The organism is Streptomonospora nanhaiensis (genome assembly GCF_013410565.1).
Classification (GTDB): domain Bacteria; phylum Actinomycetota; class Actinomycetes; order Streptosporangiales; family Streptosporangiaceae; genus Streptomonospora; species Streptomonospora nanhaiensis.
The window spans coordinates 2,351,129-2,375,328 of sequence record NZ_JACCFO010000001.1 but is presented as its reverse complement, the minus strand read 5'-3'; the positions used below and the strand labels follow the sequence as shown (position 1 = coordinate 2,375,328).

16 protein-coding genes, 1 pseudogene and 1 riboswitch are annotated in these 24,200 nt (G+C 75.2%); of the genes and pseudogenes, 11 read left to right on the top strand and 6 right to left on the bottom strand.

Translation table 11 applies throughout. From position 1 onward, the window contains the following. Positions 1 to 86: 86 nt before the first annotated feature. The 3 genes from HNR12_RS10170 to HNR12_RS10160 all read right to left on the bottom strand — a co-directional run bounded on the left by HNR12_RS10170 (position 87) and on the right by HNR12_RS10160 (position 5,547). Entirely contained in the window at positions 87 to 1,529 is a 1,443-nt protein-coding gene (locus tag HNR12_RS10170; RefSeq protein WP_179767258.1) for a maltokinase N-terminal cap-like domain-containing protein, read from the bottom strand. Positions 1,530 to 1,551: 22 nt separating this feature from the next. Next, positions 1,552 to 3,411, bottom strand: a complete 1,860-nt coding sequence (gene treS, locus HNR12_RS10165; protein ID WP_308118570.1) for a maltose alpha-D-glucosyltransferase — start codon at positions 3,409 to 3,411, stop codon at positions 1,552 to 1,554. Between the two features lie 162 nt (positions 3,412 to 3,573). Beyond that, the gene (locus HNR12_RS10160; protein WP_179767257.1) at positions 3,574 to 5,547 is read right to left on the bottom strand and encodes an alpha-1,4-glucan--maltose-1-phosphate maltosyltransferase; all 1,974 of its coding nucleotides are present in this window, start codon (positions 5,545 to 5,547) and stop codon (positions 3,574 to 3,576) included. Positions 5,548 to 6,084: 537 nt separating this feature from the next. Between HNR12_RS10160 and glgP the strand changes: the two genes are divergently transcribed. Together glgP and HNR12_RS10150 are read left to right on the top strand one after the other, a co-directional pair. After that, a complete protein-coding gene (gene glgP / locus HNR12_RS10155; RefSeq protein ID WP_179767256.1) occupies positions 6,085 to 8,712 on the top strand; it encodes an alpha-glucan family phosphorylase in 2,628 nt (875 codons plus the stop codon). Between the two features lie 315 nt (positions 8,713 to 9,027). Then, on the top strand, positions 9,028 to 9,810 hold the full coding sequence (locus tag HNR12_RS10150) for a DUF899 family protein (RefSeq protein ID WP_179767255.1): 783 nt from the start codon (positions 9,028 to 9,030) through the stop codon (positions 9,808 to 9,810). A 141-nt stretch (positions 9,811 to 9,951) separates the two neighbouring features. On the opposite strand, the gene HNR12_RS10145 is transcribed toward HNR12_RS10150, so the two are convergent. Further along, entirely contained in the window at positions 9,952 to 10,440 is a 489-nt protein-coding gene (locus HNR12_RS10145; RefSeq protein ID WP_179767254.1) for a MarR family winged helix-turn-helix transcriptional regulator, read from the bottom strand. Positions 10,441 to 10,556: 116 nt separating this feature from the next. On the opposite strand from HNR12_RS10145, the gene HNR12_RS10140 reads away from it, so the two are divergent. Continuing rightward, positions 10,557 to 11,630 (top strand): NAD-dependent epimerase/dehydratase family protein, encoded by a 1,074-nt coding sequence (locus HNR12_RS10140; RefSeq protein WP_179767253.1) that lies wholly within the window; start codon positions 10,557 to 10,559, stop codon positions 11,628 to 11,630. Between the two features lie 262 nt (positions 11,631 to 11,892). Here HNR12_RS10140 and HNR12_RS27810 read toward each other — a convergent pair. Continuing rightward, a pseudogene (locus HNR12_RS27810) lies at positions 11,893 to 12,696 on the bottom strand (serine hydrolase); the annotation flags it as partial. After that, positions 12,675 to 12,968: a serine hydrolase domain-containing protein gene (locus HNR12_RS10130; protein WP_246425415.1), complete on the bottom strand. Its 294-nt coding sequence runs from the start codon at positions 12,966 to 12,968 to the stop codon at positions 12,675 to 12,677. The gene HNR12_RS10130 and the pseudogene HNR12_RS27810, both read right to left, overlap by 22 nt. Positions 12,969 to 13,904: 936 nt before the next feature. On the opposite strand from HNR12_RS10130, the gene HNR12_RS10125 reads away from it, so the two are divergent. The 8 genes from HNR12_RS10125 (at position 13,905) to HNR12_RS10090 (ending at position 23,955) form a co-directional block, all read left to right on the top strand. Further along, positions 13,905 to 15,512 carry an MDR family MFS transporter gene (locus tag HNR12_RS10125; protein WP_179767251.1) on the top strand — a complete coding sequence of 536 codons (1,608 nt, stop codon included), beginning with the start codon at positions 13,905 to 13,907 and terminating at the stop codon, positions 15,510 to 15,512. 216 nt (positions 15,513 to 15,728) lie between these two features. Beyond that, positions 15,729 to 16,544 (top strand): class I SAM-dependent methyltransferase, encoded by an 816-nt coding sequence (locus HNR12_RS10120; protein ID WP_179767250.1) that lies wholly within the window; start codon positions 15,729 to 15,731, stop codon positions 16,542 to 16,544. Positions 16,545 to 16,589: 45 nt separating this feature from the next. Continuing rightward, positions 16,590 to 16,698: riboswitch (TPP riboswitch) on the top strand. A gap of 104 nt (positions 16,699 to 16,802) precedes the next feature. Next, positions 16,803 to 17,405, top strand: coding sequence for an ECF transporter S component (locus HNR12_RS10115; protein ID WP_179767249.1), 603 nt, complete (start codon positions 16,803 to 16,805; stop codon positions 17,403 to 17,405). After that, the gene (locus tag HNR12_RS10110; protein ID WP_179767248.1) at positions 17,402 to 19,093 is read left to right on the top strand and encodes an ABC transporter ATP-binding protein; all 1,692 of its coding nucleotides are present in this window, start codon (positions 17,402 to 17,404) and stop codon (positions 19,091 to 19,093) included. Before HNR12_RS10115 ends, HNR12_RS10110 begins: the two co-directional genes overlap by 4 nt. Continuing rightward, complete coding sequence (locus tag HNR12_RS10105) at positions 19,090 to 19,887, top strand: energy-coupling factor transporter transmembrane component T family protein (protein ID WP_179767247.1); 798 nt, start codon at positions 19,090 to 19,092, stop codon at positions 19,885 to 19,887. Before HNR12_RS10110 ends, HNR12_RS10105 begins: the two co-directional genes overlap by 4 nt. An 81-nt stretch (positions 19,888 to 19,968) precedes the next feature. Beyond that, a complete protein-coding gene (locus tag HNR12_RS10100) occupies positions 19,969 to 20,778 on the top strand; it encodes an enoyl-CoA hydratase/isomerase family protein (protein ID WP_372451126.1) in 810 nt (269 codons plus the stop codon). Positions 20,779 to 20,892: 114 nt separating this feature from the next. Beyond that, positions 20,893 to 21,429 carry a YbaK/EbsC family protein gene (locus HNR12_RS10095; protein WP_179767246.1) on the top strand — a complete coding sequence of 179 codons (537 nt, stop codon included), beginning with the start codon at positions 20,893 to 20,895 and terminating at the stop codon, positions 21,427 to 21,429. Positions 21,430 to 21,849: 420 nt separating this feature from the next. Then, positions 21,850 to 23,955 (top strand): serine/threonine-protein kinase, encoded by a 2,106-nt coding sequence (locus HNR12_RS10090; RefSeq protein ID WP_246425047.1) that lies wholly within the window; start codon positions 21,850 to 21,852, stop codon positions 23,953 to 23,955. The last annotated feature ends 245 nt before the right edge of the window (positions 23,956 to 24,200 follow it).

Sequence of the window (24,200 nt, the reverse complement as noted above, 5' to 3'; positions counted from 1 at the left end):
TCCTGGTAGGACGGGGCTGGCAGGGACGGGATGGTGGGTGTGCGGCCGCCGCGCCGCGCCGGACGGGCGGGCGCGCCGGACGCCCGCTAGGCGGCCAGGGCCGCGATGGAGTCGAGCGGGATGCGCAGCCACGAGGGCCGGTGGTGGGCCTCGTAGAGGACCTCGTACACCGCCTTGTCGTACTCGAAGGCGCGCAGCACGGTCTGGTGCTTCTCGGGGTCGACCCCGCCGCCGAAGGCGTAGCCCGCGCTGAACGCCTCGCGGTTGCGCTGTGCCCAGGCCCGGGCGGCCGGGGCCAGCTCGGGCGCCCGCGAGGAGCCCACGAGCTGGTAGCGGGCGGCGTAGTCGAAGCTGCGCAGCATCCCGGCGACGTCGCGCAGCGGGCTGGAGGGCCGCTGGCGGTCGGCCACCGGGGTGGCGGGCTCGCCCTCGAAGTCGAGCAGCACCCAGCCGGAGTCGGTGCGCACGACCTGGCCCAGGTGGTAGTCGCCGTGCACGCGCTGGATGGGCAGCGGCTCGTCGACGCGCGCGAACGCCTCGTAGGCCGTGCGCAGCACGCCGACGTAGGGGTGCAGCTCGGGGACCTCGGAGGTGGCCAGGTGCAGCCGGTCCATCATCGCCCCGGCGAGTTCGCGCAGGGCGGCCGGGGTGAGGACGTCGGTGGGCAGTTCGCGGGCCAGGGCGCGGTGCACGGCGGCGGTGGCGGCGCCCAGCCGCTCGGCCTCGCCGGCGAAGTCGCCGCCGGCCTCGCCCGGCGGGAGTTCGGGCGTGGCGTAGAGGTCGCGCACGCTGGTGGCGGCCAGGACCCAGCCGTCGGTGGCGCTGCGCATGTACTCCTGGAGCATGGCCAGGGTGGTGGACGTGGTCGGCGGCCTCCCGCCGGTGCCGCCGGCGCCCGCGGTGCCGTCGGCGTCGGCCCGGGTGCCGGTGCTGATGTCGGTCTCGATCCAGGCGTAGGGCCGCGCCACGTAGGGGGAGCCGGCCAGGGCGGCGGTCAGCGCCAGGTCGGGGTTGACGCCCGGCCACAGCCGCCGGAACGCCTTGAGGACGTAGTCCTCGCCGTAGACCAGCGAGGTGTTGGACTGCTCGCCCTTGAGCACCAGGCTGCGCAGGCCGGTGCGCACGGTGGCGCCGGGCAGGCGGCGGAAGCGCACGGGCTCGCCGCCGCCGGCGGCGGGCGGGGTGCCGGGGCCCTCGGCGAGGCGCTCCAGCAGGAGTTCGGTGAGTTCGGGGTCGTGTGCGGCGTCGTAGACGGCCCGCGGTTCGCCAAAGCCGAGGTCGCACACCCCGATGGCGGCGTGCGCCAACTCCTCGGGCAGGGTCCCCGCGGGGCGGAGCCCGAGGAGCACCTGGTATCGGGACACGGTTCCGCGCTGGCCGATGGCGACGACCAGGACGCGCAGGCCGGGTTCGCCGCCGAGCAGGGGATGGTCGCCCTCGACACGCAGGGTGTCGATCGGCGCCCCCTTTCCGGCGAACCACCGCTGCCGTGGGATCCAGTCAGCCAGAAGCTCCTCAAGCTGCGTCATGTCGCTAAGACCTCTTCCGCTTTTATCGCCGCGTTCCCGGCGCGCCGGAGGAGCCGGTGGGGCCGGCGGTGCGCGGCGCCCGGGCCGCCGTGGTGGCCGGATGTGCCGGGCCCGCAGCTGCCGCGGGGGCCCGCCGCGCGGTGGTCGTGCCGGGCTGCGGGGTCGGTGGCGTCTGTCGGTTGCGGTCGTCGGTGGTGGGCCCGTCGGCCTCGTCCAGGGGAGGCAGTTGGAACCAGTAGAAGCCGTGTCCGGGAAGCGTCAGTAGGTAGGGGAGTTCCCCGATTGCGGGGAACCGAACGCCCCCCATGCACTCGACGGGCGTGACGTTCTCGAATCTGCGCAGGTCCAGCTCCACCGGCTGGGGGAAACGCGACAGGTTGTTGACGCAGAGCATGCGGTCGTCGCCGTACTCGCGGACGAACGCGAACACGCTGGGGTTGCTCGCGTGCAGCTCGGTGAACTCGCCGGTGCCGAACACCGGGTGGCGCTTGCGGATCTGGATCATCTTGCGGGTCCAGTTGAGCAGCGAGCCGGGGTTGTCGCGCTGGGCCTCGACGTTGAGCGCCTGGTAGCCGTGGATGGGGTCGAGGATCAGCGGGAGGTAGAGCCGCGCGGGGTCGCACCGGGAGAATCCGGCGTTGCGGTCGGAGGTCCACTGCATGGGCGTGCGCACGGCGTCGCGGTCGCCCAGCCAGATGTTGTCGCCCATGCCGATCTCGTCGCCGTAGTAGAGGACCGGCGAGCCCGGCAGGGAGAGCAGCAGGGCGGTGAACAGCTCGATCTGGTCGCGGTCGTTGTCGAGGAGCGGCGCCAGGCGGCGGCGGATGCCGACGTTGGCCCGCATGCGCGGGTCCTTGGCGTACTCGGAGTACATGTAGTCGCGCTCCTCGTCGGTGACCATCTCCAGCGTCAGCTCGTCGTGGTTGCGCAGGAAGATGGCCCACTGGCAGTTGCGCGGGATCTGCGGGGTCTGGGCGAGGATCTCGGAGATCGGGTAGCGCTGCTCGCGGCGCACCGCCATGAACATCCGCGGCATCAGCGGGAAGTGGAAGTTCATGTGGCACTCGTCGCCGCCGGACTCGAAGTCGCCGAAGTAGTCGACCACGTCGGCCGGCCACTGGTTGGCCTCGCTCAGCAGGACGCGGTCGGGGTAGAGGCGGTCGACCTCGGCGCGGATGCGCTTGAGGAACTCGTGGGTCTCCTTGAGGTTCTCGCAGTTGGTGCCCTCGCGCTCGTAGAGGTAGGGCACGGCGTCCAGCCGGAAGCCGTCGATGCCGAGGTCCAGCCAGAAGCGCAGGACCTCCAGGATGGCCTCCTGCACCGCCGGGTTCTCGAAGTTGAGGTCGGGCTGGTGGGAGAAGAACCGGTGCCAGTAGTACTGCCCGCGGACCTCGTCGTAGGACCAGTTGGACTGCTCGGTGTCGACGAAGATGATGCGGGCGTCGCCGTAGCGCTCGGTGGTGTCGGACCACACGTAGAAGTCGCCGTAGGGCCCTTCGGGGTCCTCGCGCGAGGCGATGAACCAGGGGTGCTGGTCGCTCGTGTGGTTCATGACCAGGTCGGCGATGACCCGGATGCCGCGCCGGTGCGCCTGCTCGACCAGCTCCACGAAGTCGGCGATCTGCCCGAACTCGGGCAGGATCTTCATGTAGTCGGAGATGTCGTAGCCGCCGTCGCGCAGGGGCGACTCGTACAGCGGCAGGAGCCAGACGCAGTCGATACCCAGCCATTCGAGGTAGTCGAGCTTCTCGATCAGGCCGCGGAGGTCGCCGGTGCCGTCGCCGTTGGAATCGAAGAAACCGCGGACGAGCACCTCGTAGAAGACCGCGTGCTTGTACCAGTAGGGATCGCGTGGTTTCTCGTGGGTGAACGTGTCGGGCACCGCCGCGAGCGGCGCGTGGGACGTGCTCGACCTGGTGCCTGGCACCGGCTCTGAAGTGGTCACGAGGCTACTCCACCAGTTGGGCGTTCCAGCGCCTGCCGCTGCAGTGGCTCGCGAAGGGAGCAGGTGGCCTCGATAAGGCGGCGCTCCGTTGCGAATGCCTTATTCAGCGGGGACTGCTGTGAAAATGTGTGCGGACTGGATATGCGGGTCAAGGCGGACATAATTGGCCGCTCCCCAGTGGTACGATTCCCCCGAAATCTGGTCGGTAACGGTTATCCCTGAGTCAGGGGGGAATCCGAGAGCGGGCATATCGAGCCACACCGTCGCTTCATGCGCGTGGTGCGGATCGAGGTTGACGACCACGAGGACGACGTCGTCGCGTCCTTGATCGCCGGCCCCGGCCAGCCGTTTGGAAAAGCAGATCAGCTCCGGCTGGTCGACATGATGGAACCGCAGGTTACGCAACTCCTGCAGTGCAGGGTGGTTTCGCCTTAGCCAGTTTAGCCTGCGCAGGAGCGGTGTGATGGTCTTTTCCTCGGACTCGGCCGCGGCCCAGTCGCGAGGGCGGTACTGGTATTTCTCTGAGTCCAGGTATTCCTCACTTCCCGGGCGGACGGGGGTGTTCTCGCAGAGTTCGTAGCCGGAGTAGATCCCCCATGCCGGCGACAGCGTCGCGGCGAGGACCGCGCGGATCTCGAAGGCCGGCCGCCCCCCGTGCTGGAGGTAGCCCGACAGGATGTCGGGGGTGTTGGCGAACAGGTTGGGCCGCAGGAAGTGCGCGGTCTCCTGGGTGAGTTCGCGCAGGTAGTCCTCGATCTCCTCCTTTGTGTTGCGCCAGGTGAAATAGGTGTAGGACTGGTGGAACCCGACCTTGGCCAGGGTCCGCATCATGGCCGGCCGCGTGAACGCCTCGGAGAGGAAGAGGACGTCGGGGTCGGTGGCCGCGATGTCGGCCAGCAGGCGCTCCCAGAACGCCACGGGCTTGGTGTGCGGGTTGTCGACTCGGAAGATCCGGACACCGTGGTCCATCCAGTGCCGGACCACGCGCAGGACCTCGGCGTAGATGCCCTCGGGGTCGTTGTCGAAGTTGAGCGGGTAGATGTCCTGGTACTTCTTGGGCGGGTTCTCGGCGTAGGCGATCGAGCCGTCGGCCCGGCGCGTGAACCACTCGGGGTGCTCGACTACCCACGGATGGTCGGGTGAACACTGGAGCGCGAGATCGAGTGCGACCTCCAGGCCGTTCTCGCCGGCCGCCGCGACGAAGTCGTCGAAGTCCGCCAGCGTGCCGAGGTCGGGGTGGACGGTGTCGTGGCCGCCCTCGGCGGCGCCGATGGCCCACACCGATCCGGGGTCGCCGGGCCCGGCCTCCAGGGTGTTGTTGGGGCCCTTGCGGAAGGACCGGCCCACCGGGTGGATGGGCGGCAGGTAGACGACGTCGAAGCCCATGTCGGCGATGGCCGGCAGGCGCTTGGCGGCGGTGGCGAGGGTGCCCGAGCGCCAGGTGCCGTCGGGGCCCTCCTGGGCGGCGCCCTCGGAGCGCGGGAAGAACTCGTACCAGGAGCCGTACAGCGCGCGGCGGCGGTGCACCACCAGCGGGAACCGCTTGGTGCGGGTGACCAGCTCGCGCAGCGGGTCGGCCGCGAGTTCGGCGGCGACCTCGGGGCCCGTGGCGATCTCCAGGCGGGCGGCGGGGGACAGGGAGTCGTCGCGCAGCGCGGCGGCGATGCGGGCCATGGCCGGGCGGCGGGGCACGCGCCGGGCCGCGCGCTCGAACAGCCGGGCACCCTCCTCCAGCATGAGGTCGACGTCCTGGCCCAGCGGGATCTTGATGCCCGCGTCGTGGCGCCAGGTGGCCATGGGGTCGCTCCACGCCTCCACGACGAAGCTCCAGCGGCCCTCGTGGTCCACGGTGACCTCGGTGCCGTAGCGGTCGGTGCCGGGGGCCAGCAGGCTCATGGTGCGCAGGGGGCGGCGGCGCCCCCGGGGGTCGTAGAGGACCACGCCGGCGCCCAGCGCGTCGTGGCCCTCGCGGATGACGGTCGCGCTGACCGGGATGGTCTCGCCGGTGGCCGCCTTGGCGGTGCCGTGGTCCAGGACCGGCGATACGTCGAGAATGGGAATGCGTCCAATCACAGGTGCACCATCGATGTCCAGATAGCCGAGCATGTCGGATTTGTCATTATGTGAGGCTCGCGAAAGCGCCGTTGGGCAGCGCGGCGCGGCCGAATAGCCATACACCGCGGCTTTCGGTCATTCAGGTCAAGCGTGCTCCCCTGTCTATCGTCAGGCCGGAACCGGGGCGGAGCCGACAGTCCGGGACCGGATATTTTTGTGATTGTCATCACACTCCCTTGGGAATCCCCTGACCAGCGGCGATGCGGGGTGCGGGGAGGTGGCGCGGCAAAGCGGGCGGATCGGGCGGGTGCATCGCGAGTATCTTCCGTCACCCGGGTTTCGGTTCGACATATAACGGAAACACTCGACGGATTATGTGCGTCCAGAGGTCGACGCGGAGTGAAAGCCGGGTGCGCAGTGTGCCCGATGGCATGCTTTATCCGGAATTTAGGGCGTGGCGTGAAACACCGTTGGAACACGGTATTTCCAACGATCTGGTGGAAATCGGCGCGGAAGGGTCGCGCCGGGGCCGCGCATTGACTAGCCTCACGCTGCGTGAAGGCGATTCGCAGGTTCACCGTCCGTACCGTCCTGCCCGAGGCGCTGGCGCCCCTGGAGCGGCTTGCCGCCAACCTCCGCTGGGCCTGGCACGCGCCCACCCGGGAGGTCTTCGCCGCCGTCGACCCCGCCGTCTGGCGCGACTGCGGCCACGACCCCTTCCGCATGCTCGGCGAGGTCGACCGCGAGCGGTTCGACCGGCTCGCCCGCGACGAGGACTTCCTCGCCCGGCTGCGCGCCGCAGACGCCGACCTCGACACCTACCTCGCCGAACCCCGCTGGTACCAGGAGTACGCCGCCCGGCGGCGGGCGCCCGCCGCCGTCGCCTACTTCTCGGCCGAGTACGGCCTGACCGCCGCACTGCCCCAGTACTCCGGCGGCCTGGGGATTCTGGCGGGCGACCACCTCAAGAGCGCCAGCGACCTCGGCGCGCCCGTCATCGGAGTGGGCCTGCTCTACCAGCACGGCTACTTCACCCAGGCCCTCTCGCCCGAGGGCTGGCAGCTGGAGGACTACCCCGAGGTCGACCCCCGGAGCCTGCCGCTCACCCAGCTGCGCGCCGGCGACGGCACCCCCGTCGACATCGTGCTGGACCTGCCCGGCGGGCGCCGCCTCAGCGCGCACGTGTGGGTCGTCCAGGTCGGGCGGGTGCCGCTGCTGCTGCTCGACGCCGGCCACGAGGGCAACCCCGCCGAGATGCGCGGGGTCACCGACCGCCTCTACGGCGGGGGCAAGGAGCACCGGCTGCGCCAGGAGCTGCTGCTGGGCGTGGGCGGCGTGCGGGCCGTGCGGGCCTACTGCCGCGTGACCGGCCACCCCGACCCCGAGGTCTTCCACATGAACGAGGGCCACGCCGGCTTCCTGGGCGTGGAGCGGGTGCGCGAGTACATCAGCACGGGCCTGTCCTTCGCCGAGGCCGTCGAGGCCGCCCGCGCCGGCACGGTCTTCACCACCCACACGCCCGTTCCGGCGGGCATCGACCGGTTCGCCCGCGACCTGGTGGAGGCCCACTTCACCGACGGCGACTCGGTCGCGGCGGGCGTGCCCTCCCACGAGGTCATGGCGCTGGGCGCCGAGGACTTCGCCGGCGGCGACCCCGGGGTGTTCAACATGGCGGTCATGGGCATGCGCCTGGCCCAGCGGGTCAACGGCGTCAGCCGGCTGCACGGCGCGGTGAGCCGCGAGATGTTCCAGGGGCTGTGGCCGGGGTTCGACACCGCCGAGGTGCCCATCACCTCCATCACCAACGGCGTGCACGCGTGCACCTGGGTGGCCGAGGAGGCCCAGGAGCTGGCGCACCGCATCGTGCCCGACACCGGCGAGTTCAGCGGCGTGGAGGGCTGGGAGAAGGTCACCGGCGCCGCCGAGGCCGAGCTGTGGGAGATGCGCCGCACCCTGCGGCGGCGCCTGGTCGACGACGCCCGCGAGCGGCTGCGCGCCTCCTGGCGGCGGCGCGGCGCCAGCGAGGCCGAACTGGGCTGGGTCGACGACGTCCTCGACCCCGACGTGCTGACCATCGGGTTCGCCCGCCGGGTGCCCTCCTACAAGCGGCTCACCCTGATGCTGCGCGACCGCGAGCGGCTGGCGTCGCTGCTGCTCGACCCCGACCGCCCGCTGCAGATCGTGATCGCGGGCAAGGCCCACCCCGCCGACGAGGGCGGCAAGCGGCTCATCCAGGAGATCGTCCGCTTCACCGACGACCCGCGGGTGCGGCACCGGATCGTGTTCCTGCCCGACTACGACATGGACCTGGCCCGGTCCCTGGTGCAGGGCTGCGACGTGTGGCTGAACAACCCGCTGCGCCCGCTGGAGGCGTGCGGCACCTCCGGCATGAAGGCCGCGCTCAACGGCGGGCTGAACCTGTCGGTGCGCGACGGCTGGTGGGACGAGTGGTACGACGGCTCCAACGGCTGGGCCATCCCCACCGCCGACGGGGTCGAGGACCCCGACCGCCGCGACGCCCTGGAGGCGGCGGCGCTCTACGACCTCATCGAGCAGCAGGTCGTGCCGCTGTTCTACGACCACGACGACGCCGGGCTGCCCAAGCGGTGGCTGGAGATGGTCAAGCACACCCTGGTGTCGCTGGGCCCCAAGGTGCTGGCCACCCGCATGGTGCAGGACTACGTCACGCTGCTCTACCAGGGCGCGGCGGACTCCTCGCGGTTGCTCGGCGCCGAGGACATGCGCGGCGCCCGCGACCTGGCGGCCTGGAAGCACCGCGTGCGCGGCGCCTGGCCGGGCGTGCGGGTGGAGCACGTGGAGGTCATGGGCATGGAGGGGCCGCCCCTGGTGGGCCGCGCCCTGGAGGTCCGGGCCTCGGTGGCGCTCAACGGGCTCGACCCCGCCGACGTCCGGGTGGAGGTCGCCATCGGCCGGGTCTCGGACTCCGAGCAGCTGGTGGACCCCGAGTTCGCGGAGTTGGCCCCTGACCCGGCCGCCCCGGCCAACGGCGGACCGGGCGCGGTGCGCTTCACCGGGGCGGTGCCGCTGGAGCGCGCGGGCAACTGCGGGTTCACCGTCCGGGCGCTGCCCCGGCACCCGCTGCTGAGCGACCGCGCCGAGCTGGGCCTGGTCGCCCTGCCGGAGGCGCCGGGCACCTCGGCCGACGGCATGGTGCTGCGCTAGCGGACGCGCCGGCGGCCGCGCGGCGCCGCCCCCGCGCGGGCGGGGCGGCGCCGCGTTCCCGTTGGCGGGGGCGGGGGCGTGGGGTCCGCTGGGACGTGGGTTCGTGGGGTGTGGGGTTCGCGGGGTCGCGGGGACCGGGTCCTGGTGCGCCGGGTCGCCGGCGGGCCGCACCCATCGGCGCGTCCCGGAGCGATGAGTTCCAATCCCGCCGGAGGTCGGTCCTGGTGACGGCCGTGGACGCCACCCGGCGCCGCACGGTCCCCGACACGGTACGGCCCACGGCGCCGTACGGCCCACGACACCGCGGAGGACACCATGACGACCACCCCCAACGACCCGGGCGCCGCACCGCGCGGCCGCCCGCCCGTCGTCGACCCCGCCACCTGGCAAGCGGCGCGCGACGAACTGCTGGTCCGCGAGAAGGCCCACACCCGCGAGGGCGACGCCATCGCGGCCGCGCGCCGCCGGCTGCCGATGGTGGAGTTCGACCCGGCGGTCGAGGTCGTCGGGCCCCACGGGCCGGTCCCGTTCCTGGACCTGTTCGAGGGCCGCGACGAGCTGGTGGTCTACAAGCACATGTGGCACGACGGCGCGCCGCACCAGGGGCAGTGCGAGGGCTGCACGACCACGGCCTGGCACGTGCGGGACGCCGTCTACCTCAACGCGCGCGGCGTCTCGTTCGCCGTCCTGACCACGGGGCGCTGGGAGGAGGTGGCCCCCTACGTCGCGTTCATGGGCTACACCCAGCCCTGGTACTCGGTGCGCGGCGCGGCCGAACCGGTCGGCGGCGCCATGGGCTACCTCGCCTGCTTCCTGCGCGAGGGCGACCGCGCGTTCCTCACCTACTCCACGACGGGGCGCGGCAACGAACGGGTCAACGGGTCGCTGGGCCTGCTCGACATGACGCCCTACGGCCGGGGCGAGGCGTGGGAGGACACCCCCGAGGGGTGGCCGCGGGGGCGCGAGGCGTGCTGGTACTGGCGCTCGGACGCCGGCGGCACCGCCGATTGGGGGCCGACCAGCCGCCCCGTGCCGCAGTGGACCCGCCCGGGCGCGCACCCGGTGGAGACCCTGGGCAGGCGGGGCCCCGGCCACTGACGCGCGTTGGGCGGCCGGGCGCCGAGGAGGCCGGGGGCCGTGCCGCGGGGGCGGGGTGGGGACGGGCGGGGGGCGTGCGGGCGCGGTCTGGGCCGGGTGCCGCGGTCCCGGTCCGCGCCTTGCGGGGCGCGGGGCCTTCCGTCAGTGGCTCTTGACCGGCGGCGGGTGCTCCTCAAGCAGCCGTCCGGCGACCTCGTGCAGCAGCGCGCGCTCGTCGTCTGAGAGGCCGCCGAACACCCGGGCCTCGACCTCCTCGACGACGCGCGCGCTCTCGCGCAGCAGCTCCCGGCCGCGCTCGGTGGGCGCCACGATGTAGCGGCGGCGGTCGGCGGGGTTGCGGCGGCGCTCCACGACGCCCTGGCGCTCCAGTTCGTCGATCACGCCGACCATGACGTTGGGGTCGATGCCCAGGCGGCGGCTCAGCTCCTGCTGCGAGGGCGAGTTCAGCGAGGCGGCGGTGGCCAGGACGTTGTACTGGCGCGGGCTCATCCCCAGCGGCGCGAAGGCGGCCTCGGTGGTGGCGAGGACCATCTCGCCGAGCTTGATCAGCCGGAACCCCGTGTTGCCCCACAGTGTGCTGCCCGGAACCGTGCCGCCCGGAGCCGTGGGGGCCTCATCTGCGCCGCTCATGGAGTTCATGCTAGTTCCGGCCCCGGGGGAGTGGTCGACCGACCGGCCGATATCGTATGCTCAGCATACGAAAAGTAGTGCGTGCCACTATCGGTCTTCACTGGATTGGAGTCACCGTGGCCGACACCGACGCCTCCGGCGCACCGCGGCGTTCCCTCGTGACCGGCGCCACCGGGCTGCTGGGCGGCAACATCGTCGCCCACCTGCTCGACGCGGGCGGCGAGGTGGTCGCGCTGGTCCGCGACCCCGAACGCGCCCGCCGCCTGCTGCCCGACCACGACCGCCTCACCGTCGCCGCGGGCGACATCACCGACCCCGGCGCCTACAGCCCCCTGCTCCCCGGGTGCGACGCGGTCTTCCACACCGCCGCCTACTTCCGCGAGTTCTACCGGCCCGGCGCCGACCTGGAGCAGATGGAGCGGGTCAACGTCACCGCCGTGGGCGACCTGCTGCGCGCGGCCGAGGCCGCCGGTGTCCCCGTCTTCGTCCACACCAGCTCCATCAACGTCCTGGCCGCCACCGGTCCCCAGCGCGCCGCCGACGAGGACACCGGTGTGCCCGAGCACTACCGCGACCTCGACCGGTCCGTCGACTACGCCTCCAGCAAGGTCCGCGCCGAGCGGGTGGTCCGCGACTACGCGGCCACCAGCGCCATGCGCGTGCCCATCGTGCTGCCGGGGTGGATGTGGGGGCCCGGCGACGCCGGTCCCACCTCGGCGGGCCGGCTGCTGCAGTCCCTGGCCACCGGCCGCATGCGGGCGGTCCCGGCACTGAGCAACTACGCAGTGGACGCCCGCGACGTCGCGGCGGCCTGCGTGCGCGCGGCCGTCCTGCCGGTCACGGGGCGGTTCGTGGTGGCCGGCGCCAAGCACACCATCCGCGAGATCGCCGAGGTGGTCGCCAAGGAGACGGGCACCCCGGTACCCCGCGCGGTGCCCGCCTGGCTGGCCATGGCGGTGGTCACGCTGATGGAGGTGTCGGCGCGGCTGCGGGGCACCGAGCCCACGGCCACGCGCACGGGCGTGGCGGTGCTGCGCGACGCGGCGGGGCGCAACATCTCCTCGGCCCGCGCCCAGCGCGAGCTCGGGATCGTCTTCCGCCCGATCGAGCGCACCATCGCCGACGAGGTCGCCTGGTACCGCGCCCAGGGCGTCCTCCCCGAACGCGACCCCGCGTCGTCCCCCCAGTAGCGCGGGGCCGGCCCGGCGGCGGGCACGGCAAGGACGGCAGCCACCGGTTTCCGCCCCAGATCCCCCGATGGCCGCAGGCAAGGCCCTCGCCCCTGCCGCTGCCCGCGTTGAGACGAGCGGCCTTCGCCGACCGTCGCCGTGGTCTCGGGCTCGGCCTTCGCTGTCGTCGCCGCCCTGTCGCGGGATCAGCCTTCGGCCGGGGTACCCGTGACCCCCGCGCCCGGGGCCACGGGGCGCGGTCATGACGCGGCCGCGGGTGCGGTCAGGTCGCGGGGGTGGGCCGGGGGGCGGGTGGGCGGGTGGCGTCCGGCGGTGCGGGGGAGCGGCGCTCGCGCACCAGGTGGAGGACGCGCGCGGCCAGGACGGCCGCGCTCGCGGCGGCGGCCACGACCGCCCACACGACCAGGGCGGGCCAGCCGTACCAGGCCGCCTCCCAGGTGACGTCCCGGGCGCCCATCACCAGGCCCGCGATGGCGGGCAGCAGCAGGCACAGCGCGACGGGCACGAGCCGGGGCGCCAGGGTGAGGACCAGCAGCGGCGCCGAGCGGCGGGCGCGGCGGCGGGCCCACGCCCCCGCGCGGCGGACCCGCAGCGCGCCGACCACCAGGGCGGCGGCGATCAGCACCGCCATGGCGGCGTCGGAGATGGCCGTGACGCGGACCGGGGCCGCGGGCTGCCCGCCGCCCTCCACGATCTCCACCAGGCCTTCGATGATCGTCATCTGCTCCGCTCCCAGGGCGCCGGCGCTGTTGAACGCCACCGCGATCCCGTATCCGGGCTCGCCTCCCTCGCCCGGCAGCAGGATCTGCTCGGCGCTGGCGGTGAACAGGGCTCCCCCGTGGTGGATGCGGGTGACGCGGTCACCGGACCGGTCGAGGTCCCATCCCATGGCGTAGTCGCCGCCGGCGGGACCGGGCGTGTGCAGCGTGTCGAGGGCCGACTCCGAGACCAGGCGGGTGCCGTCGGCCGCGGCGCCGCCGTTGCTGTGGACGATCAGCCACCGCGCGAGGTCCTCGGCGGTGGAGACCACCCCGCCCGAACCGTTCACGAAGTGGTCCAGCGGCGCGCGCGGCGCGAGAACCCCGGGTCGGCGGGCGCGAACTCCGGCAGGTGGCGCCGCACCGGGTCGTCGAAGGCCAGCAGGCCCTCGTCCGCGAGTTGGGCGACGGCCAGCGCGGTGACGGACTTGCTGAGCGAGCCGACGGCCATGGGGGAGTCCGGCGCCAGCGCCGCCCCTTCGGAGTCGTGGCCGTACCCGGCGGCGTGGACCACCTCGGTGCCGCGGGTGACCGCCACGACGGCGCCGGGCAGGCCGCCGTCCGCCAGCGCGGCGGTCATGTAGGCGTCGATGTCGGCCGGGGTGAAGGCGGCGTCGGCGGCCACGGGAGCCGGGGCGAGCACCGCCGGAAGCAGAGCGGCGAGCAGCGCGCCGCCGGAGGCGGCGGCCCGCGCGAGACCAGAATGCGGCATGGCCCCACCCTGGCTCGCAACCGCGCCCGAACCCATGGGGAGGCCCCCCGTCCCGCCTGCGGGAAACCCCACCCCGGTCCTGCGGGTCACCACAGCGCGCCCGCCCGGACCGGCGGCGTCCCCGCCACCGGCCCCGGCGCGGCCGCCGTGCACGCCCCGGTGGTGCCGACCGCACAGCCCGGCGCCTCCGTCCCGGGGCGCCCCACCCCGGCATCGGCGCTCCCCGCGTCGAGCACCGGAGTGCGCGATCGGCGTTGGCCGGCCCGGGACGGCCGGCCCGAGCCCGCCTTCGCACGGCGCCCGCGCGGTCGGCGGCAGCCCGACAGGGCCTGCCGGCGGCCTCCGGCCGGCGCTTGGGGTTCAGCCGCACGGCTGAGCGGCTGCGGTGCCGCCCTCGTGCTTTGGGCGGGCACCGGTCCGGTCGTCGGGGGCCCGCGGCGGCTGGCGATACCGCCGCGTCCCCTCCGCGGCCGCGGGTCGGTCGCCCACCGACCGGCACCGCGCGGCGCGTGGCCTCGCGCCTGTGCCCGGGGCGGGCGGTGTTCGCGGGGCTCCGCGCCGGGCGGCCGCGCTCGTGCGCGGTACCTCCGCCCCGTCTCCCATGGGGGTGTCCGGGGCGGTGGCCGGGGGGTTCCAACCGGCTTCCATCGCGGTGCCACGGGGGTCGCCCAGACTGGTCGCGGATGCCGCGCCGGCCGCGTCTCGCGGAAGCGCGGGTCCGGGTACGGCACGGGCGCGCTCGGTGGGCGGGCGGCGGCGGAAGGGGGGAGCGGCGGCGTCCGCTGCGGCGCGGTCGCGCGGCCTATGACCGAGACCGGAAGACGGGGCGGGACGCCCCCGGACCCCACCGCGTCCTCCGCCGCGCCGCCGGGCGGCGGCCCCGAGCAGGCGCGGCGCCTGCGGCCGGTGTTCGCGGGACTGCTGCTCGGGGTGATGCTGGGCTCGCTGGACCAGACCATCGTGGCCACCGCGCTGCCGGTCATCGCCGGCGACCTCGACGGCCTCTCGCGGCTGTCCTGGGTGGTCACCTCCTACATCCTCGCGGCCACCGTGGTGATGCCCGTCTACGGCAAGGCCGGCGACCTGTTCGGGCGCAAGGCCGCGCTGGCCGGGTCGCTGGTGCTGTTCCTGGTCGGCTCCGGGCTGGCCGGGGCCGCGACCGACATGGTGTGGCTGGTGGTCTTCCGCGCCGTGCAGGGACTGGGCGGCGGCGGGCTGCTGATCGGCGCCCAGGCGCTGGTGGGCGAGGCGTTCCCGGCCGCCGAGCGCGGGCGGCGGCTGGGGGCCGTGGGCGCCGTCATCGGGCTCTCGGCGTTCGCCGGGCCGCTGGTCGGCGGGCTGCTCACCGACGGCCTGGGCTGGCGGTGGATCTTCTACGTCAACCTGCCGGTGGGCGCCGTCGCCCTGTGGCTGGTGCTGCTGGCGCCGCGGCCGCGGCGCCCCGAGGGCGTCCGGCCGCGCCCGGACTACCCCGGCGCCGCGCTCATCGTGGTCGCCAGCGGGGCGGCGGTGCTCGTGGCCACGCTGGCCGGCGGCGCGCCCGGTCTGCTGGACCCCGCGCTGCTCGCCGCGACCGCCGCCATGGCCGCCGCGCTCGCGCTGTTCGTGGCGGCCGAGCGGCGCGCCGCAGACCCGCTGCTGCCGCTGCGGCTGTTCCGGGACCGCGACTTCACCCTTGTCGCGCTGGTCGCCGTGAGCGTCGGCGCCGTCATGTTCGGCACCGCCGCCTACCTGCCGGTGTTCATCCAGATGGTCGGCGAGGACTCCGCCACGGCCTCGGGCGTTCGGCTGCTGCCCCTGGTGGGCGGGCTGCTCGCCGGATCGGTGGGCGCCGGGCGCGCCACCTCCCGCCCCGGGCGCGCCCGCTGGGTCCTGGTGGCCGGGGCTGCGTGCTCGCTGGCCGGGGTGGCGGTGATGGCCGCCATGAGCCGGCACAGCTCCTATCCGCTGCTGGCGGGCGGCATGCTGGCGGTGGGCCTGGGCGTGGGGTCGGCCATCCAGACGCTGGTGCTGATCGCGCAGAACACCGTGCGCACCGCCGACCTGGGGGTGGCCACCTCCACGGCCAACTACTTCCGGCAGATGGGCGCCTGCGTGGGCACCGCCGCGATGGGCGCCGTCTTCGCCGGGCACCTGCGCGCCGGGCTCGGCGACCCCGAGGGCGCGCCCCCGGTGTCGGTGGACGAGCTCACACCGCAGGGCCTGGCGCGGTTCCCCGAGGACGTGCGCGCGGCGCTGATCACCGCGTTCGCCGACGCCGTGCCGATGGCCTTCCTGCTCCTGGTGCCGGTGGCCGCGGCGGGGCTGGTCCTGGCGCTGTTCGTGCGCGACCGCGCGGCTCCCTCGGCCGGCCTGCCCGCCGGCCCCGACGGTGCGGCCGCTGCCGACAGGCACGTCGACCCCCACGGGTAGGCCGACCTCCACGGGCGGGCCGACCGCGACGGCGCCGCCGCCTCCCTACCCCCTCCCCCGTCTGGGATTTCGGCCGCTCCGCCTGACGCGGGGCCGAATCCCCGGTGCCGCTCCGGTCCGCCCTGGCCGTGCCCGCCCGTCCGCCGCCCGGTCACGCGCCGGCCGGGCGAGGAAAACCGCTGGACCGCCCGGCGGCGCCGTTGGCAGGATCGGCGCATGGCCGACACGAGTCCGGGCACCCCGCGGGCGCCCGGCACGGGGGAAGAGCGCGGCTCCGCCGACTTCGCCGCGCTGGTCGCCGAGGCCGCCGCCGCGCCGGTGGAGGGCTGGGACTTCTCCTGGCTGGCGGGCCGCGCCACCGAGGAGCGCCCCTCGTGGGGCTACTCCCGGCTGATCGCCGACCGCCTGGCCCGCGCCGAATCCGCCCTGGACATCGACACCGGCGGCGGCGAGGTGCTGGGCGAGGCGCCCGTACTGCCGGCGCGCACCGCCGCCACCGAGTCCTGGCCGCCCAACCTCGCCCGCGCCGCCGCCCGGCTGCGCCCGCGCGGCGCCGCCGTGGTGGCCACCGGCGAGGGCGCCCCGCTGCCCTTCGCCGACTCCGCGTTCGACCTGGTGGTCAGCCGCCACCCCGTCGCCACCGACTGGGCCGAGGTCGCGCGCGTCCTGCGGCCCGGCGGCACCTACCTCTCCCAGCAGGTCGGCCCGGCCAGCGTGTTCGAGCTGACCGAGTTCTTCCTGGGCCCCCAGCCCCCGGAGGTCCGCGCCCGGCGCAACCCCGACGCCGCCCGCGCCGCCGCCGTGGCCGCCGGGCTGGAGGTGGTGGACCTGCGCATGGAGCGCCTGCGCATGCGCTTCCACGACATCGGCGCCGTCGTCTACTTCCTGCGCAAGGTGGTCTGGATCGTCCCCGGCTTCGACCCCGCGGCCCACCGCGACCGGCTGCGGGAGCTGCACGAGCGCATCCGCGCCCAGGGGCCGTTCACCGCGCACTCCACCCGGTTCCTGATCGAGGCCCGCAAACCCCGCTGAGCGGGGCCGCCTTGACCCCCACCGCCCGCAGGTCCCCATAATGGGAGAAACCGACAGGGGAGCGCTTCGGCGCTGAGAGTGCGGTCCCACGACCGCAGACCCTCACACACCTGACCTGGGTAATGCCAGCGTAGGGAGTCGTGAACCCGTCCGCCGCGGACCCCGCCGCGCGGCCTCCGCGCCGCCGTGCCCGCCCGGCCGACGCTCTTTGCCGTCCCGGCACCCCCTCTCGCCGACCCGCGCGAAGGGACCGCCCCGTTGCAGGAACACGAACCGCAGACCCACCCCTCCCCCCGGGCCCCGCTGCGCTACCGCACGGTCGACATCGTCGTGCCCGCCGTGCTCGGCGTCGCCGTCGGCGTCGTCTTCTGGCTGTGGAACATGCTCTGGACCGTCACCACGCCCGTCTTCGCCTTCTTCCCGCCCGCCCAGGCCCTCATCTACGGCATGTGGCTGCTGCCCGGCGTGCTGGGCGGGCTCATCGTGCGCAAGCCCGGCATCGCCGTGCTGACCTCCACCGCCGCCGCCGCGGTCTCCATGGTCCTCGGCGGGCCGTGGGGGGTGGAGATCGTGCTGGCCGGGTTCGTCCAGGGCCTGCTGTCGGAGCTGGTGTTCGCCGCCGCCCGCTACCGCCGCTGGGGCACGCCCACCGCCGTGCTCGCCGCGGCCGCCGGCGGCCTGGCCCCCGCGATCTGGGACAACGTCCGCTACTACGTCACCTGGCCGCTGTCCCACCAGATCGCCTTCGGGGTCATCGTCGTCATCAGCGCCGCGCTCATCGGCGGCGTCGGCGCGCGGCTGCTGACCTCCGCGCTGGCGCGCGCGGGGGCGCTGGCCCCCTTCCCCTCGGCGCGCCGATGAGCGGCACGGGCGCGGCGGCCGCCGGCGCCCGGGTCGAGCTGGCCGGCTGGGGGTGGCGGCACACCGGCCGCGCCGGATGGGCGCTGCGCGGCGTGGACCTGGTGATCGAGCCCGGCGAGCGCGTGCTGCTGCTGGGCCCCTCCGGCGCGGGCAAGAGCACCCTGCTGCACGCCATGGCCGGACTCACCGGCGACCAGGGCGCCATCGGCGGCGACGAGGAGGGGCGGCTGCGCGTCGACGGCCGCCCCGCCGCGGCGGCGCGCGGGCTCTGCGCCCTGGTCGGCCAGGACCCCGAGAGCCAGCTGGTGATGGCCAGCGCCGGCGACGACGTCGCCTTCGGGCCGGAGAACCTGGGCCTGGAGCGCGCCGAGATCTGGGCGCGGGTCCGCGAGGCGCTTGCCGCGGTCGGGTTCCCCTACGGCCCCGACCGCCCCACGGCCGCGCTCTCGGGCGGGGAGAAGCAGCGCCTGGTGCTGGCCGGGGCGCTGGCCATGCGCCCGCGCCTGCTGCTGCTGGACGAGCCGACCGCCAACCTCGACCGCGCCGGGGCCGCCCTGGTGCGCGGCGTGCTCGCCGACCTGCCGCGCCGCACCGGCGCCACCATGGTGCTGGTGGAGCACCGGGTGGCCGAGGTCGCCGGGGGCGCCGCCGACCTCGTCGACCGCGTGGTGGTGGTCGAGCCCGGCGGCGGCGTGGTGGCCGACGGCCCCCCGGCCGCCGTGTTCGCGAGCCACGGCCGCGCGCTGGCCGAGCGGGGCGTGTGGATCCCCGGCCGCGAGCCGCGCCCCCGCCTGCCGGCCGCGGCACCGGGCGCCGCGCTGGTCGAGGCCGCGGCGTGCGCCGCCCGCGCTCCCGCGCCGCCGGGCGTGCTCGGCGGCCGGGCCTCGACCGTGCTGCGCGACGCCGACGTGCTGGTGCGCGCCGGGTGCGCCACCGCCCTCACCGGCCCCAACGGTGCGGGCAAGTCCACCCTGCTGGGCCTGCTCGCGGGACTGGCGCGCCCGGCCTCGGGCACGGTCGCCCCGCGCGGCCGGCTCGCCGAGGTCAGTTCCCGGCCGCTGGCGCGCTGGCCCGCGCGGCGCCTGGCCCGCCACGTCGGCACGGTGTTCCAGCACGCCGAGGACCAGTTCGTCACGGGCAGCGTGCGCGACGAACTCGCCTTCGGCCCGCGCCGCGCCGGCCTGGGCGCGGCCGAGACCGCCCGGCGCGTGGCCGACCTGCTGGAGCGGCTGCGGCTGACCGGGCTCGCCGACGCCCACCCCTTCACGCTGTCGGGCGGGGAGAAGCGCCGGCTGTCGGTGGCCACCGCGCTGAGCGCCGGCCCCGAGGCGGCCCCCGACGTGCTGCTGCTGGACGAGCCCACGTTCGGCCAGGACACCCGCACCTGGTCGGAGCTGGTGGAACTGCTCGCCGGACTGCGCGCCGCCGACCGCGCGGTGGTGATGGCCACCCACGACGACCTGCTGCTGGACGTCCTCGCCGACACCGAGGTGGTGGTCGAGGGCGGGCGCACCGCCCCGGCACGGCCCGCGCGCGGCGCCGAGCCGCCCGCCGAACCCGCCGAACCCCGCGAACGCGCCGGTCCCGCCGGTCCCGCCGGTCCCGCCGGTCCCGGCGCGGAGCCGGCCGCCGCCGCGGCCCGCCGTGCCGACCGTGCCGGCCGTGCCGGCCGTGAGGGGGACCGGTGAGCGCGCCCGCCCGCACCCCGCACCCCGCGGCACCGCGCCCGCCCGCCGGACCCGCCGCCGCGGCGGGTCGCCGCGCGTGGCTCGCGCGGGCCAACCCGGCGGCCAAGCTGCTGGCCGCCGCGCTCGTCGCCGCCGGGCTGGTGCCCGTGGTCGACCCCGTCACCAGCGGGATCGTGCTCGCCGCGGCCCTGCCCCTGGCCGCGTGCTCCGGGCTGCGCGGCGCCCAGTTGGCCGCCGTCGGCCTGCCGCTGCTGGTCATGGCCGCCGCCATCGGGCTGGTCAACCTGCTCTTCGGCCAGGAGGGCTGGGCGGGCGCGCTGGGCGCCGCCGTGCGGCTGCTGGCCATCGCCGTGCCCAGCGTGCTGGCCGCCGTCACCAGCGACCCCACCGAGACCGCCGACGCGCTCGTGCAGCGGCTGCGGGTGCCCGAGCGCCCGGCCGTGGCGGTGCTGGCGGCGCTGCGGCTCATCCCGCTGCTGACCGCGCAGTGGCGCACCCTCGGCGCGGCCCGCCGGGCGCGCGGCCTGGAGGCCGGTGCCAACCCGCTGCGGGCGCTGGGCGTCTTCCTCGGCAAGGCGTTCGCACTCCTGGTGCGGGCGGTGCGCACCGGCACCACCCTGGCCATGGCCATGGACACCCGCGCCTTCGGCACCGGCCCGCGCGGGCACGCCCGCCGCAGCCGGTGGCGCGCCGCCGACACCTGGCTGGTGGCGGGCACCGCCGCGCTGCTGTGCGCCGCGCACCTGGTGTCGCTGGCGGCCGGCACCTGGCAGCCGCTGGGGATCGGCGGCTGACCCCGGCCCGCCGCCAGTGGTAGGTATGGAGGCGCCCGCCGCGGGCGGGGCCGGACGAACGGCGATGCGAAGGAGTGCCGGGTGAGTGGTGTGGACGAGACCGCGGGCGAGTTCGTACGGGTGGAGCGGGATTCCGGGACCGCGGCCGTGGCGGTCATCCGCCTGGACCGCCCCAAGATGAACGCCCTCAACGGCCGGATGCAGCGCGAGTTGGCCGATGCCGCCCGCCGGGTGGCCGACGACGACTCCGTGCGCGCCGTCGTGCTCTACGGCGGCGAGCGGGTCTTCGCGGCCGGCGCCGACGTCAAGGAGATGGCCGAGATGGGCTACGCCGCGATGGCCGCCCACTCCCAGGTCCTCCAGGGCGCCTGCACGGCCGTCGCCCGCATCCCCAAGCCCGTGGTCGCCGCCATCACCGGCTACGCGCTGGGCGGCGGCCTGGAGGTCGCGCTGTGCGCCGACTTCCGCGTGGCGGCCGAGGACGCCAAGCTGGGCCAGCCCGAGATCCAGTTGGGCGTGATCCCCGGCGCCGGCGGCACCCAGCGGCTGCCCCGCCTGGTGGGCCCGGCCCGCGCCAAGGACCTCATCTTCACCGGCCGCCACGTCGGCGCCGCCGAGGCCCTGGCCATGGGCCTGGTCGACGCCATCGTGCCGGCCGGCGACGTCTACGCCCACACGGTCGCCATGGCCGCCAGCTACGCCAACGGCCCGGCGCTGGCGCTGCGCGCGGCCAAGCAGGCCATCGACGAGGGCCTGGAGACCGACCTGGACACCGGTCTGGAGATCGAGCGGCTGCACTTCGCCGGGCTGTTCGCCACCGAGGACCAGAAGACCGGCATGCGCGGATTCGTGGAGCACGGCCCGGGCAAGGCGCGCTTCTCCGGCCGCTGAGGCCGGGGCCGGGCGCGCGGCGGGGCGCCCGGCCGCCCTCCGGCGGCGCCCGGCCGCCCTTCCCGCGGCCCGTCCGGCCGCACAGCCAACCACCGACGAAAGAAGACGACAGCCATGTGGGGATTGAAGACCGAGCCCGCGCTGGAGCGCGAGGACCTGCTGGCGGCGCCGGTCGCGGCCGCCCTGCGCGAGTGGGCGCCGGCCGTCCGGGTGCTGGCCGCGCCCATCGACCCCGACCTCGCCGACACCGCCAACTGCGCGGCGGCCTACGGCATCCCGATGGGCGCCTCGGCCAACTGCGTCGTCATCGCCGCCAAGCGCTCCGGGCAGGTGCGCATGGCCGCCTGCGTGGTCCTGGCCACCACCCGCGCCGACGTCAACGGGGTGGCCCGCCGCCACCTGGAGGCGCGCAAGGCGTCCTTCGCCCCGCAGGAGGACGCGGTGGCCGCCACGGGCATGGAGTACGGCGGAATCACCCCCATCGGCCTGCCCGCCGAGTGGCCGGTTCTGGTCGACCAGGCCGTGCTGGAGGCCGGGCACGTGGTCGTGGGCAGCGGTCTGCGCGGCTCCAAGCTGGTGCTGCCCGGCGCCGACCTGGGGGAGCTGCCCGGCGCCCAGCCCCTCGCCGGGCTGGGCGTGCGCACCGACTGAGCCCCGCCGGGCCCCGCCGGGCCTCCACGGCGCCGCCGCCGATACCCCGACGGCGGCGCCGCCCGCACCGCCGGGCGTCCGGTGCCCGCCGCCTCCGCCGCCGCCGGGCCCGGCGGCGGCGCGGATCCGGAACCAGCGCCGGTTTATCTGCGTCATACTCATGTGGTCGCCCGAACGCCGTGCCGCGGTCTGGGCCGCGGTCGGCGCCGTGCGCGACCGGGCGGTCGGGCCGGTGCGCCGGCCAGGGCGCCCGCCCGGCGGCGGGACCCCCGCCCGGCGGCGCCGGACGACGTGGTGCTTGTGGAGCGTGAGCGGTGGCGGAGCGGACCCTCGGGGCCTGACTCCGGCCTCCGGCCCGGCCGTCCCGCAGCGGATAGGCTGGAAGTCGTGGTGTGCCAGGTTTGAGGGGATGAATTCGCAATGGCAATGTCGGCAGGTTTCCCCGAGGGCGAGGAGCTGCCGGAACGCGTCGGCCCGTACCTGATCCGCCGCCGTATCGGCCAGGGCGGCATGGGCGTCGTGTACCAAGCCGTCGACCCCCGGCAGGACCGGCTCGTCGCGATCAAGGTGCTGCGCTCCGAGGTCGCCGGCGACCACATCGCCCGCGCGCGCCTGGCCCGCGAGGTCGACACCATGCGCCGGGTGCACAGCCGCAACGTCGCCGAGGTCATCGACGCCGACACCGACGCCGAACTCCCCTGGGTGGTCACCGAGTACATCCCCGGGCCCACCCTCGACTCCACCGTGACCGACCACGGGCCGCTGCGGGGCCGCGCGCTCACCCGGTTCGTCAGCGGCCTGGCGCGGGCGATCGACGACATCCACGCCGTCGAGGTCATCCACCGCGACCTCAAGCCGGGCAACGTCATCATCTCCAACGGCGAACCGATCGTCATCGACTTCGGGATCGCCCACGCCGTCGACGGCGCCAAGCTCACCCAGACCGGCACGTTCGTGGGCACGCCCAGCTACCTGTCGCCCGAGGTCATCGAGGGCACCGACCTCGGTCCGGCCACCGACATCCACGCCTGGGGCGCCACCGTGGCCTTCGCCGCCACCGGCCACCCGCCCTACGGCGCCGGGTCCTTCGAGGTGATCTTCTTCCGGATCCTCAACGGCGAGATCAACCTCGACGGCATGCCCGCCGCGCTCCAGCCGCTGGTCGAGGCCGCCGTCTCGCGCGACATGTCGGCCCGGCCCACCGCGGCCCAGCTCGTCGCCCAGACCAGCCGCCTCAACCTCGACCTCCCCTGGACCGAGGACGCCGCCTACACCGGCAGCGGCCTCACCGGCAACCACACCGTGCAGGCGCCCCACCACAGCCCCGGGCGCACCGCCGACCACGGCTCCGCCGGCGCCACCGGCTGGGGTACGGCCGCGGCCGCGGGCGCCGCCGGGGCCGCGGCCGGCGCCGGGGCGCTGGCCGGCTCGGCCATGGGCGCCGACACCCCGGGCGCCGACCTGGGCGGCCCCGACCGCACCATGGCCGCGGGCGCGGGCGGAGCGGACCGCACGATGGCCGCCCCGGGCGGCGCCGACCGCACGATGGCGGCGGGCGCGGGCGGAGCGGACCGCACCATGGCCGCCCCGGGCGGCGCCGACCGCACGATGGCGGCGGGCGCGGGCGGAGCGGACCGCACCATGGCCGCCCCCGACGACTGGGAGCAGCGCGAGACCGGCAAGGCCGGCCCCTACACCGCCGACGACGACGCCGACGACCCCATGGCGCCGCGCACCCAGTTCTTCAACTCCACGCTGCGCCCCGAGGAGTTCCGCGACATCCTCACCCCCGTCGAGGAGCGGCGCGGCGGCCAGGTCGGCCGCTACGGCGACGAGGACGACGGCGAGGAGGATCGCGGCGGGTTCCTCACCCGCTTCCGCCGGGGCGGCGGCGACCGCCTCAGCGACTACATCGACACCGACGACGACGCCGAGGACGACGACTACGAGGAGGAGCCGCGCCACCTGCCGTGGCTGCTGGTCATCCCCGTCCTGGCCTTCCTCACCGGGTTCACGCTGGCCATCCCCGACATCGGCGTGCTGCTCGGCGTGCTCGCCGCCTCGGTGCTGGGCGCCCTCGACACCGTCAAGGTCGAGCACGCCCGGCGGCTCCAGACCCGCGGCCCGCGCAGCTCCGACCACATGGTGATCGCGCTGAGCATGCCGTGGGCGGTGCTGCGCACCCTGGGCCGCACCCTGCTCTACGGGCTGGGCTACCTGCTGGCCGGGATCGTGGTGGGGATCGTCATCGGCCTGATCACCGGCACGAACAACCCCAACAACGTCACCGCCTACGCGCTGGGCCTGGTGGTGCTGCTCAGCTTCGTGGGCCCCAACGGCCGCGGCGCCATGCGCCAGGCCCGATCCACCATCGAGGGCATCGCCGTGCGCAACACCTACGTCTACTGGGGCGCGATCGTGGTGCCGGTGCTGCTGGCGCTGCTGGTGCTGTCCTACGGCCTGGGCGCGCACTCCTACTGGCTCATTCCGGGCGGCCCCTCCAACTGGGCGCTGTTCGGCGGCTGACACCCCCGCGCGCGGGGCCTTCGGCGCCCCGCGCCGCCAGGGGGCGGGTCGGGTTCGCCCCGAGTGCTACCAGCCAGTAACATCGGGGTGGAAAGCAGAGTACGCAGGCGGGAGGCGTGACGTGAACGCCGCCCCGCCACCCGATGGCATCGATTGCATTTGGCACCCTTAGGGGCCACGGACGCGCCAGGCGTCCGCGCCGTCCGAGTGGGCGACGCATGAGTGCAGGGGAGGTCGGCCACCGG